Source organism: Streptomyces sp. NPDC054956, from assembly GCF_053609185.1.
In genome coordinates this window covers 1-11,538 of record NZ_JBSGXB010000252.1, presented here as the reverse complement: position 1 = coordinate 11,538, position 11,538 = coordinate 1, and the positions used below count along the sequence as shown (strand labels likewise).

Sequence of the window (11,538 nt, the reverse complement as noted above, 5' to 3'; positions counted from 1 at the left end):
TGCATCGCAAGGCGGAGGAGGGAGGCGACGCGGAGCGTCGTCGACCGACGACAACGCGGCGAGGTGCGGTGCCGGGCGCCGCGGGCCCGGCCTGATCCGAAAGACACGCCCTAGGCCCCGTAGAACAGTTCGTCCACCACGCCCCGTGCGCGGCGGGTGATGCGGCGGTAGTCGTCCAGCATTTCTCCGACGCGGCCCTCCTGGTAGCCGAGGTAGCGGCCGACCGCCGCCAGTTCGCGGGCGTCGGAGGGGAAGGTGTCGCCGGCGCGGCCGCGGACCAGCATGACCGCGTTGCGGACGCGGGTGGCCAGTACCCAGGCCTCGTCGAGGATCTGCGCCTCCTCGGTGGGGATCAGCCCGGCCGCGTGGGCGGCGGCCAGTGCCCGGCGGGTCCGGGTGGTGCGCAGGCCCGGCTCGACCCAGGCGTGGCGCATCTGGATCAGCTGGACGGTCCACTCGACGTCGCTGAGGCCGCCGCGGCCGAGTTTGGTGTGCAGGGTCGGGTCGGCGCCCCGGGGCAGGCGTTCGGATTCCATCCGGGCCTTCAGCCGCCGGATCTCGCGGACGGCGTCCTCGCCGAGGCCTTCCACGGGGTAGCGCAGCGGGTCGATCAGGTCGATGAAGCGGGCGCCGAGCTCGGCGTCGCCCGCGATCGGTTCGGCGCGCAGCAGGGCCTGGGACTCCCAGGTCAGGGACCAGCGGCGGTAGTAGGCGGCGTAGGAGGGGAGGGTGCGCACGAGCGGGCCGGAGCGGCCTTCGGGGCGCAGGTCCGCGTCGATGAGCAGCGGCGGGTCGGCGGTGGGCAGCTGGAGGAGCCTGCGCATCTCGGAGACGACGGTCTGGGCGGCCTTCGCGGCCTCCTGTTCCTCGACGCCCTCGCGGGGTTCGTGGACGAACAGGACGTCGGCGTCGGAGCCGTAGCCGAGTTCGTGGCCGCCGAAGCGGCCGACTCCGATGACGGCGAAGCGGGTGGGCAGGGTGTCGCCGAAGTGGCTCTGGACGGCGGCGCGCAGGGCTCCGGCGACGGTGGCGGCGGTGAGGTCGGAGACGGCGTCGCCGACCCGGTCGACCAGGGCTCCGTGGTCCTCCTCGGCGGGGCTCTCCTCCGTACCGTAGGAGCCGATGATGTCGGCGGCGGTGGTGCGGAAGAGTTCGCGGCGGCGCACTCCGCGGGCGGCGGCCACGCCCGCTTCGGGGGTCTCGGCGCGGCCGACGGCGGCGAGCACTTCCTGTTCGAGGGCCTCGTGGGTACGGGGTGCCAGGCCTTCGGCGTCGCCGAGCAGGGCGACGGCTTCGGGGGCGCGCATGAGCAGGTCGGGGGCGAGGCGGCCGGCGGACAGGACGCGGGCGAGGTTCTCGGCGGCGGCGCCTTCGTCGCGCAGCAGGCGCAGGTACCAGGGGGTGCGGCCCAGGGCGTCGGAGACCTTGCGGAAGTTGAGCAGGCCGGCGTCGGGGTCGGCGGAGTCGGCGAACCAGCCGAGGAGCACGGGCAGCAGGGTGCGCTGGATGGCGGCCTTGCGGGTGACTCCGGAGGCGAGGGCTTCGAGGTGGCGCAGGGCCGCGGCCGGGTCGGCGTACCCGAGGGCTTCGAGGCGCTGGCCGGCGGCGCGCGGGGAGAGCCGGGTCTCGCCGGGGGCGAGCTGGGCGACGGCGTCGAGGAGCGGCCGGTAGAAGAGCTTCTCGTGCAGGCGGCGGACGACGGAGGCGTGCCGGCGCCAGGCCTTGTTGAGTTCGGCGACGGGTTCGGTGCGCAGGCCCATGGAGCGGCCCAGGCGCCGCAGGTCGCTCTCGTCCTCGGGGACGAGGTGGGTGCGGCGCAGCCGGTAGAGCTGGATGCGGTGTTCCATGGCGCGCAGGAACCGGTACGCGTCGTTGAGCTGGGCGGCGTCGGCGCGTCCGACGTAGCCGCCGGCGGCGAGCGCGTGGAGCGCGTCGAGGGTGCTGGAGGAGTGCAGGGTGGCGTCGGAGCGGCCGTGGACGAGCTGGAGGAGCTGGACGGCGAACTCGACGTCGCGCAGGCCGCCGGGGCCGAGTTTGAGTTCCCGGTCGACCTGGGCGGCGGGGATGTTGTCGACGACGCGGCGGCGCATCTTCTGGACGTCGGCGACGAAGTTCTCGCGCTCGGCGGCCTGCCAGACGAGGGGAGTTATGGCTTCGACGTACTCGGCGCCGAGGGTTTCGTCGCCGGCGACGGCGCGGGCCTTGAGGAGGGCCTGGAACTCCCAGGTCTTGGCCCAGCGTTGGTAGTAGGCGAGGTGGGAGGAGAGGGTGCGGACGAGCGGACCGTTTCTGCCCTCGGGGCGGAGGTTGGCGTCGACGGGCCAGATGGTGCCTTCGACGGTGGTCTCGGAGCAGATCCGCATGAGGTGGGAGGCGAGGCGGGTGGCGGCCTGGACGGCCTTGCCCTCGTCGGCTCCGGCGGCTCCGGCGGGGGCGTCGCCGACGAAGATGACGTCGACGTCGGAGACGTAGTTCAGCTCGTGGCCGCCGCACTTGCCCATGGCGATGACGGCGAGCCGGCAGGCGGCCGCGTCCTCGGGGGCGGCGGCGCTCGCGATGCGCAGGGCCGCGCGCAGGGTGGCGGTGGCGAGGTCGGCGAGCTCGGCGGCGGTCTGGGCCACGTCGATGGTGCCGCAGACGTCGCGGGCGGCGATGGAGAGCAGGCAGCGGCGGTAGGCGACGCGCAGGGCGACGGGGTCGTGGGCGCCGGCCAGTCCGTTCTCGAACTCGGGCAGCCCGGGGTGCAGGTCGGCGGCCTCGTAGGTGACGAGGGCCTGCCAGTCCTGGTGGTGGCGGGCGAGGTGGTCGCCGAGGGCCTCGGAGGCGCCGAGCACCCCCAGGAGGCGGTCGCGCAGGGGTTTGGCGCTGACCAGGGTGTCGAGGAGTACGGGCAGTTCGTCGGGCGACTGCGCCTCGGCGAGCCGGACCAGGCCGAGGAGGGCGAGGTCGGGGTCGGCGGTGGCTCCGAGGGCGTCGAGGAGCACCGGATCGGCGCGTACGGCGGCCAGCGCGTCGGCGTCGAGCAGCCGGGCGGCGGCGGAGGGGTCGGTGAAACCGCTGCGCAGCAGCCGGCTGAAAGTACTGCTCCTGCGTCCCGGGACTGTCATCCCGCCGCCTCCCGCGTACGTCGGCTGCCTCTGCCCTGGCCGGGCGGTTTCGCGGGCCCGGTTACGGCCTGGTCGCGCGCGCCCACCCGGGGAGAGCCTAAGCGGTCCCGGGGAAGTGGGGCACGCCTCCGCGCCGCCCGGCACGGCGCCTCGCCGGAGCGGTCGTTCGACTCACCGAGACGTACGATGGGACGGATTGTCAGATTATTGGCAGACTTGTGACGCCATGGGGCCCGCTCCCCGCCGACCGGCCAGGAGGAGCCCGATGCCCGACCCCGTACGCCCCGCCGACGGACCCACCGGACCGAGCGGCCCCGGCGGCCCCGGCGGCTCCCCCGAAGCCGCCGGCCGGCACCGGCGGGGAGCCCGCGCGGGGGACCGTACGCGCCGGGCCCGGATCGTCAAGGCCGTCGGGTTCTGTGCGGCCACCGCCGCCGGCACCATGCTGCTGCTGCGCGGCAACGAGGCCCTGGCCGGTCTCTCCGCCCCCGCCGCGACCGACGGGAAGCCGGCCTCCGCGGTCACCGCCGCCGCGGATCCGCCGGACCCGGGCCGGGTGCTGCAGATCGTCGCGCACCCCGACGACGACCTGTACTTCATGAATCCGGACCTGCGGTACTCCATGGCCGCGGGCCGCCCCGTCACCTCCGTGTACCTCACCTCCGGCGAGGCCGACGGGATCAACGCGGGGGCCGCCGCGGAGGCCACCACCCCGGCCGACAAGCCCGCCTACGCCGAGGCCCGGCAGAACGGCATCCGCGCCGCCTACGCGAAGATGGCCACCGGCGACCGGGACAGCGCCTGGCAGCGCACCGTCGTCCCGACCGGGGGCGGCGGCCGCGCCGAGCTCGACGTCCTCGTGGCGAAGCCCTCGGTCCACCTGGTCTGGCTACAGCTGCGCGAGGCGGGCAACGTCTACGCGGACCGGCCCGACAGCCTGCACGGCCTGTGGGACGGCAAGGTCCCCCGCCTGGAGTCGATGCTCGCCTCCGGGAGCCCGGTCAAGCAGGGGTTCACGTACACGAAGGACCAGGTCGTGCGGACGCTCGTCGGCGTCCTGGAGCGGTACAAGCCCACCACCGTCCGCTCCCAGGACCCCTCGCCGGGGCGCTTCCCCGACACCAAGCGGTACACCGACCACCAGGACCACTTCTACGGCGCCCGGTTCGCGCAGCTGGCGCTCGGCGCGTACGCGAAGGAGGTCCGGGACCGCCCGCACTTCGCGGTGCAGAACTACACGGGCTACTTCAACGGCTCGCTCCCCAGCGCCCTCGACCCGGACGAGGCCAAGGAGAAGCTGGACATCCTGGACACCTACGCCTGGACCGACAAGCAGAACCACTGCGGCAGCGCCGCCGGCTGCGGCGACCTCAAGGTCGCCGACCATCCGGCGGGAAACCACTGGACCTCGTCCATCAACTACGCGCGCGGTACGAGCACTTCCTGGCTGGCCTCCGACAAGGAGCACGGGCTGTGGGCGTTCAAGGTGCTCGACGGCCGGCTGGCCCTGTGGCACCGGGCCGGCCTGCTCGGCGCGTGGAGCGGTCCGCGGCTGCTCCCCGGCGCCCCCGGCACCCTCATGGACCAGGGGGTCTCCACGGTCACGCTGAAGGACGGCCGCCTCGCCGCCTTCGGCACCCGTACGTCCTTCGGCGCCAAGCCGGCCGACTACAGGCGCGAGATCGTCTACACCGTCCAGAAGGGCCCCGGTTCGGAGGAGTTCGGGGACTGGGTGGTCCTCGGCACGCCGGAGGGCGCCGACGAGAACTGGACCTCGGACATCAGCGCGCCCGCGGTGGCCGTCGACGGCTCCGGGCAGCTCGCGGTCTACGTCCGCGACGGCGCGTACACCCTGCGCGGCCGGGTGCAGGCGGCGAACGGCGACTGGGGACCGTGGGAGAAGTACGGGGGCGCGGACCTGCACGGCACTCCGGCCGCGGCGACCGACGGCGCCGGCCGGCGCGTGGTCCTCGCGGCGACCACCAAGAGCGTGATCGGCTGGGTGCAGCCGAAGCCGGGCGAGCCGCTCGGCCCGGCCACCGGGACCGGGCTGCCGGAGACGGCGCTCCCGATCACGGCGCAGGGCCGCGACGGCGGCGTGCGGCTGTGGCTGCGCAAGCCGGGCTCGGGCAACGTCCGTACGGCGCTGATCACGGGCGACGGCGGGCTGAGGGCGAGCGGGCTCACGGACCTCGGCGGGCTGTCCGGCTTCGGCGCGGTGACGGCGAGCGGGCATCTGCTGGCCGGGCGGTCGGCGGGCGGGCAGCTGGGCTCGGACGTCGGGTGGGGCAGGCCGTGGGAGCGGTCGCCGCTGATGTTCGTGGGGGCGCCGTCGTCGACGACGACGGGCAGGAACCTGGTGAGCCTGGCGGTGGTGGGGCTGGACGCGCGGCTGTACGTGACCTCCTCGGCGGACGACGCGAACGCGCACCTGGCTCCGTGGCAGCCGGTGGGGCCGCGCAACACGGCTCCGTAGGCAATGCGATAGAAACGGGATCAATTCCTATCCAACCCGGCAATCCATCCAACGCCCCCCAAGGGGGGCGTTTTTTGGTGTGCCGTCCGGAGGGACAACCTCCACATACCGTCCACATACCGGTCGCACGCACACACCAAGATCGGGCACGGCAGAATCTCGAACGGTCACTTCAGGAGATGAAGAAGTCATCGGCGAAACCGGTGAACCAACTTGCCCGTATTGACCTCTCACTGACTGACCAACACCGACCGACCGGCTGTTCAAGGTTCTTCCTGCCGGAATGACACCAAGGCGTAATCGATGCCCGTTTCCCGCCGACGCTTCCTCCTCGCGACCGTGCTCCCGATGCTCACCGTCGGGGTCACCGGCGCGCTCGCCGTGGCCTCCGGCCAGCAGACGGCCGCCGAGGCCTCGGGAACGGACCCGGTGACCGCCCTCCAGGCGAGCACCACCGCCGGATCGATCGTCTCGATCGCCGCCCACCCCGACGACGACCTGTTCTTCATGAACCCCGACCTCAGCCGCTCGCTGCTGGCCGGCACCCCGCTCACCACCGTGTACCTCACCTCCGGCGAGGCCGACGGCCGCAACGAGGCCAACGGCGGCGCGGCCAAGGACCCCGAACAGCCCGCCGACCGGGGCCGCTACTCGGAAGCCCGGCAGAACGGCATACGCTCCGCCTACGCGGAGATGGCCACCGGCGACCGCACCAGCGCGTGGAAGCGTACGGTCATACCCACCGCGGGCGGCGGGCAGGCCGAGCTCGACGTCCTCGTGGCGAAGCCGCACATCAACCTGGTCTGGCTGCAGATGCGCGAGGCCCGCGCCACCGTCTCGGACACGCCCGAGAGCCTGCGCGGCCTGTGGAACGGCCGGATACCGGCGCTGGGGCCCCAGTTCGCCGCGGGCACCCCGGTCAAGCAGTCGTACGCGTACAGCAAGGACCAGCTGATAGCGGCGATAGCCGGGGTGCTGGAGCGGTACAAGCCGACGACGATACGGATGCAGGACCCGACACCGGGGCGCTACTTCGACTCCGGCCGGTACACCGACCACCAGGACCACATGTACGGGGCCCGGTTCGCGCAGGCCGCGGCGGCCTCGTACGCCGCGCGCGTCCCGGTCGGGCAGCGTCCCCACTTCACCGTCCAGAGCTACCTCGGGTACCACAACGGCACCCTGCCGCACACGCTGGACCCGCAGACGGCCGAGGCGAAGACCGGCTTCCTGCGGACGTACGCGTGGCACGACAAGCAGAACTACTGCGGCTCCCCCTACGGTTGCGGCGACCGCAAGGTGGCGGGCAGCCCGACCGGCCACAACTGGGCCCAGTCGCTGCGCTACGCACGCGCCGACAACGCCTCCTGGCTGGTGCAGGGCACGCCCGGCCGGCTGTACGCCTTCGCCGCCCTCGACGGCCAGATGGCCGTCTGGACCCGCGGCCCGGGCACCGGCCCCGCGGCCGTCTGGCAGGGTCCGGCCCTGCTGCCCGGCACCGGTGTGGACCCGGGCGCGACCACCGCCCGCTTCCCCGACGGGCGCGTCGCCGTCCTCGCCACCCGCACCCTCTTCGGCGAGCGGCCGCAGGACTACCGGCGCGAGATCGTCTACTCCGCCCAGTCCGCGCCCGGCGGACCGTTCGGGGAGTGGGTCTCGCTCGGCACCCCCGAGCTCGACGACGAGGACAGCACCTCCGCGATCAGCGCTCCCTCGGGGGCCGTCGACCAGGACGGCCGCCTGACCGTCTACGTCCGCAACGCCCGCCGCACCCTGCTCGCCCGGATCCAGCAGCCCTCGGGCGGCTTCGGCGGCTGGCAGCAGCTGGGCGGCGGCGACCTGCAGAGCGACCCGGTGACGGCCACCGACGCGGCCGGGCGGCGCCACGTCTACGTGACCACCACCCAGTCCGTGCTCGCCTGGATCCAGCCCACCCCGGGCGCCCCGCTGGCCGGGCCCTTCCCGACCGGCCTCCCGGCCACCACCGTGCCCCTCACCGCGACCCCGGAGGCGGCGGGCGTACGCCTGTACTTCCGGCGCCCCGACTCCGGCGTCGTGCGCACCGCCCTGGTCACGGCGGGCGAGGGCGCCTCGAAGCCGGCCGTCTCCAGCATCGCGGAGGCCGGCGGCCGGGCCGGCTACGGCGCGGTGGGCGTCGCGGGTCGCATGCTGTCGGGCCGCGCCGACTCGGGCACCATCAGCACGACGGGCCTCGGCGGCCCGCCCGCGTGGACGGAGTCCCAGATGCTCTTCGTGGGCGCCCCGGCGGGCACCCAGGAACCGGGCGGCGCCACGACGACGGCGGTCCTGGGCCTGGACGCCGAACTCCACGTCACCACCACGGTCCCCAACCCCACCCGCCTGGTCTGGCACCGCGCGATCCCCCGGGCCTAGGCCGGCCGCGGGCCGAACGGACTCCGGGCCGGCGGTCGTCGACCGTCGGCCCGGAGGGGTGGAGCGCGTGCGAGGAGGGGCTGAGCCGGTGTTACAGCACCGGCATCATCTTGCGGAGTTCGAAGGCCGTGACCTCGCTCCGGTACTCCTCCCACTCCTGCTTCTTGTTGCGCAGGAAGAAGTCGAAGACGTGCTCGCCGAGGGTTTCGGCGACCAGTTCGCTCTTCTCCATCAGGGAGATGGCCTCGCCGAGGTTCTGCGGGAGGGGTTCGATGCCCATCGCGCGGCGTTCGGCGTCGGAGAGGGCCCAGACGTCGTCGTCGGCGCCCGCCGGGAGTTCGTAGCCCTCCTCGATGCCCTTCAGGCCTGCGGCCAGCAGGACGGCGTACGTGAGGTACGGGTTGGCGCCCGAGTCGATCGAGCGGACCTCGACGCGCGAGGAGCCCGTCTTGCCGGGCTTGTACATCGGGACGCGGATCAGGGCCGAGCGGTTGTTGTGGCCCCAGCAGATGTACGAGGGGGCCTCGCCGCCGGAGCCGGCGGTGCGCGAGGAGCCGCCCCAGATGCGCTTGTAGGAGTTCACCCACTGGTTGGTGACCGCCGCCGTTTCCGCGGCATGGCGGAGGAGGCCCGCGATGAAGGAGCGGCCGACCTTCGAGAGCTGGTACTCGGCGCCCGACTCGTAGAAGGCGTTGCGGTCGCCCTCGAAGAGGGAGAGGTGGGTGTGCATGCCCGAGCCCGGGTACTCCGAGAACGGCTTCGGCATGAAGGTGGCCTGGACGCCCTGTTCGAGGGCCACCTGCTTCATGACCAGGCGGAAGGTCATGATGTTGTCGGCCGTGGAGAGGGCGTCGGCGTAGCGCAGGTCGATCTCCTGCTGGCCCGGGGCGCCCTCGTGGTGGCTGAACTCGACCGAGATGCCCATGGATTCGAGCATCGTGATGGCCTGCCGGCGGAAGTCCATGCCGACGTTCTGCGGAGTGTGGTCGAAATAGCCGGAGTTGTCCGCCGGGACCGGGCGGGTCCCGTCCAGCGGCTTGTCCTTCAGCAGGAAGAACTCGATCTCGGGGTGGGTGTAGAAGGTGAAGCCCAGGTCCGAGGTCTTGTTCAGGATGCGCTTGAGGACGTACCGGGGGTCCGCGTACGACGGCGAGCCGTCGGGCATCAGGATGTCGCAGAACATCCGGGCGGTGCCGGGGGCCTCCGCGCGCCACGGCAGTATCTGGAACGTGCTCGGGTCCGGCTTGGCGATCATGTCCGATTCGTAGACGCGCGCGAACCCCTCGATCGCCGAGCCGTCGAATCCGATGCCCTCGTCAAAGGCCTGTTCCAGCTCCGCCGGCGCGACCGCGACGGACTTGAGGAAGCCCAGTACGTCGGTGAACCACAGGCGCACGAAGCGGATGTCGCGCTCCTCGAGCGTCCGGAGGACGAATTCCTGCTGCTTGTCCATACCTTCATCCTCGCAGTTCAGGCGGCCTGTGCACCACTGCCCGGCGGGGCGGGGGCACAGTCGGGCCGGCCCAGTATCGCCAGCGGTGGTTTCCGCCAGATTACGCACCCCGGAAAGCCGACGGCACCCCCGCACTGACCTTGGGCCCGTCATGAGCATTACCATCGGCGCCCATGGGGGGTGGGAAGCACACGTGGCGGGGACGTCGGGGACGTCCGCTCCACCGGCGCGCCCTCCTCCTGATGGCCTTCGGGGTGCTGGCCGCCGCGGTGTTCCTGTGCGCGCGGCCCGCCGCCGGGCAAGTGGACGGCCAGGCCGTCGGCCACCCGGCCGCCCACGCCCCCGGCGCGGCGCACGTGGTCTGCGAGGCGCCGCACGACCTGCCCGGCTGCTCCGCGCTCTCGCACGTGACCCCCGGGGTGCTGCCCGTGCCGCCGTCCGCCGCCCTGCTGGTGGACTCCGGATCGGCCGGGCCCGCCCGGCTCCCCGCCCGCGCGGGGGCGGCCCGGCTGCCCCGGGCGCTCGCCCGCGGCCCCGACCTGTACGCCCTCCAGGTGTTGCGGACCTGACGGATCCGGCTCCGGACGCACGTGTATTTCCTCCACCCCCCTCAGCAGAAGGATTCAGGGCCATGGCCACCAGGAACTCCGACAACCACTCCCGTCAGGCGCGCATAGCCGAGATGCGCCGCGCCGACCAGATGCGCGACCGGCGCAACAAGGCCATCGCGATCACCGCTTCGGCGGCCATCGTCACCGGACTGATCGGTTTCGGCGCGTGGGTGATGATCGACCAGCAGAACAAGAAGGACGCGGAGGTCGCCGCCGCCAAGGCGCCCGTCGACGGCGAGCAGAGCTGGGACGCGGCGAAGCTGGGCCGCAAGCACGTGGACACCCCGGTGAAGTACGAGATGAACCCGCCGGTCGGCGGCGACCACAGCCCCCGCTGGATGAACTGCAACGGCGACGTCTACAAGAACCCGCTGCCCGAGGTCAACGCGGTCCACTCGCTGGAGCACGGCGCCGTGTGGGTGACGTACAACGAGAAGGCCGACAAGGCCGACGTGGAGAAGCTCGCCGGCACGGTCGCCAAGACCCCGTACACGCTGATGAGCCCGGACAAGGAGCAGGCCGGCACCATCATGCTCAGCGCGTGGGGCAAGCAGCTGACCGTGGACAAGGCGGACGACCCCCGGGTGGCCCAGTTCTTCACCAAGTACGTGCAGGGCCCGCAGACTCCCGAGCCCGGCGCGGCCTGCACGAACGGGCTGGCCGACAAGTGACCCGCCCGTCCCGGACGTACTGGGCCGCCGGCACCGCCGTCGGCCTGGCCCTGCTGTTCGCGGTGGGGGCCACGGTCGCCACCGCGGGCGGGGCCGATTCCGCCACGTCCCCCCGGGCCCCGGGGCTCTACTCCGCCGACGCGGGGTTCGCCCGGGACATGGCCGTCCACCACCAGCAGGCGGTGGAGATGTCCTTCATCGTGCGCGACCGCACGAAGGACGAGCCGGTGCGCGGCCTCGCCTACGACATCGCCAACACGCAGGCCAACCAGCGCGGCATGCTGCTGGGCTGGCTGGACCTGTGGGGGCTGCCGAAGGTGGTGGCCGACGAGCCGCCGATGTCCTGGATGGGCAGCGGCGACCACGCCGCCGGCGGGCACGCCGGGGACGACCACGCCGCGGACGGGCACGGCATGGACGGGCACGCGATGGGCGGGGCCGTCACCAAGCCCGGCGCCCTGATGCCCGGCATGGCCACCAAGGAGGAGCTGGCCGCGCTCTCCTCCGCGGAGGGCCGGGACGCCGAGGTGCTCTACCTCCGGCTGATGACCGAGCACCACAAGGGCGGCGTCGCGATGGCCCAGGGGTGCGCCGCCACGTGCCAGACCCCGGCCGAGCGGGCGCTCGCCCAGGGCATGGTGGCGGCGCAGCAGTCGGAGCTCGCCCTGATCGCCGACATGCTCGGGCAGCGCGGGGCGGCACCGGCGGCGTGACGGGCGGAGGCCCGGACCCGAAAGGATCGCCTCACACCCCGGCGGGGCTGGATGTATGCAGCCCCCCCGGCGTCAGAGGGGCGGGGGGTGGGGCGGAGCCCCGGGGGGGCCCG

The 11,538-nt window shown here is 73.2% G+C and carries 7 protein-coding genes; 5 read left to right on the top strand and 2 right to left on the bottom strand.

Annotation, left to right across the window (positions count from 1 at the left end; all coding sequences use genetic code 11):
• Positions 1 to 110: 110 nt before the first annotated feature.
• Positions 111 to 3,107: a bifunctional [glutamine synthetase] adenylyltransferase/[glutamine synthetase]-adenylyl-L-tyrosine phosphorylase gene (locus ACWGDE_RS29465; protein ID WP_453392075.1), complete on the bottom strand. Its 2,997-nt coding sequence runs from the start codon at positions 3,105 to 3,107 to the stop codon at positions 111 to 113.
• A 265-nt stretch (positions 3,108 to 3,372) separates the two neighbouring features.
• Between ACWGDE_RS29465 and ACWGDE_RS29460 the strand changes: the two genes are divergently transcribed.
• The gene (locus ACWGDE_RS29460) at positions 3,373 to 5,583 is read left to right on the top strand and encodes a PIG-L family deacetylase (RefSeq protein WP_453392074.1); all 2,211 of its coding nucleotides are present in this window, start codon (positions 3,373 to 3,375) and stop codon (positions 5,581 to 5,583) included.
• 303 nt (positions 5,584 to 5,886) lie between these two features.
• Entirely contained in the window at positions 5,887 to 7,977 is a 2,091-nt protein-coding gene (locus tag ACWGDE_RS29455; RefSeq protein ID WP_453392073.1) for a PIG-L family deacetylase, read from the top strand.
• Positions 7,978 to 8,068: 91 nt separating this feature from the next.
• Here the strand turns inward: ACWGDE_RS29455 and glnA are convergent, their stop codons facing one another.
• Positions 8,069 to 9,430, bottom strand: coding sequence for a type I glutamate--ammonia ligase (gene glnA / locus ACWGDE_RS29450; RefSeq protein ID WP_453392072.1), 1,362 nt, complete (start codon positions 9,428 to 9,430; stop codon positions 8,069 to 8,071).
• A 242-nt stretch (positions 9,431 to 9,672) separates the two neighbouring features.
• Between glnA and ACWGDE_RS29445 the strand changes: the two genes are divergently transcribed.
• From ACWGDE_RS29445 to ACWGDE_RS29435, 3 genes are all read left to right on the top strand, one after another.
• Positions 9,673 to 9,999, top strand: coding sequence for a hypothetical protein (locus ACWGDE_RS29445; protein WP_453392071.1), 327 nt, complete (start codon positions 9,673 to 9,675; stop codon positions 9,997 to 9,999).
• Positions 10,000 to 10,061: 62 nt separating this feature from the next.
• Positions 10,062 to 10,712 (top strand): DUF3105 domain-containing protein, encoded by a 651-nt coding sequence (locus ACWGDE_RS29440; protein ID WP_453392070.1) that lies wholly within the window; start codon positions 10,062 to 10,064, stop codon positions 10,710 to 10,712.
• A complete protein-coding gene (locus ACWGDE_RS29435) occupies positions 10,709 to 11,425 on the top strand; it encodes a DUF305 domain-containing protein (RefSeq protein ID WP_453392069.1) in 717 nt (238 codons plus the stop codon). Before ACWGDE_RS29440 ends, ACWGDE_RS29435 begins: the two co-directional genes overlap by 4 nt.
• Positions 11,426 to 11,538 lie beyond the last annotated feature (113 nt).